Consider the following 829-nt stretch of genomic DNA (forward strand, 5'->3'; position numbering starts at 1 on the left):
CCCGCAAAAAAAGAGGCCCAATCGGTTCCGTCGGTGGGCCTAGGGGAATGGCTCTTAAGAGCTGCGCTAAACAGTGTTGCTATGTGAGTGGTAAGAATGTTACAGAAGGGGAGATTCTTACTTGGGTTTCACATCCAACTGATCCTAAGTGTAGTACAGGCTTACTGCGCTGCTTGGTTCTAAGACCCACGCAGCGCTGATTCTGGAAGCAGTCTTAGATTTAGAACAAATTCTTATCTCTGACTAATTCTCGCGGTAATCCATTCTTAATTTTGTTACTTACCCACTTACCCAAACCAATAATTGCGCCTTGGTAGCGTAACGAAAACTTCGCCTTTGCCACTGTTTTCTGGGTAGATATCGCGGCCCATAAACCATTCGCGTGCGGCATCGGTGTCAATGTCCACAACGGTTTTCTCATCGCCACTGGCTAGTGTTGTTGCAATCTGATGCTGCCAACGATAGCCATTCTTGTGCTTTTCAGCCAGCTTGATCCCCATTCGAGAGAAACGCAGTTCACCCAGCATGGGTTCTAAAGCATTAGGGAAGAGCCAAACATCGTTGTCTCGTAACCAAATGGTGCTGTCCGCTGGTAAACTGATATCGAGTGAATCAGAGAGGGATTTCTCAATCAAAGCGCTCTCTTTTTACTCGCTTTTGAAATGAACTTACCCATTTCTTGTTGACGTCTGGAGTGTTGACCGACGCCAGTTTGCGAATACGCGCGACGAAGAAACCTTCACTGTCGTACACTTGTGGGAAAATATGCAAAAACCCTTCTTCTGTTAACGCTTTTTCTGCGCCATCAAAGAGTGAACTCAAACTTTCA

At 46.2% G+C, this 829-nt stretch carries 1 pseudogene; it reads right to left on the minus strand.

The features are described from left to right. Positions 1-220: 220 nt before the first annotated feature. A pseudogene (gene yebU / locus CIK04_RS29250) lies at positions 221-829 on the minus strand (16S rRNA (cytosine(1407)-C(5))-methyltransferase RsmF); the annotation flags it as partial.

This window comes from Vibrio sp. 03_296 (assembly GCF_002265885.1).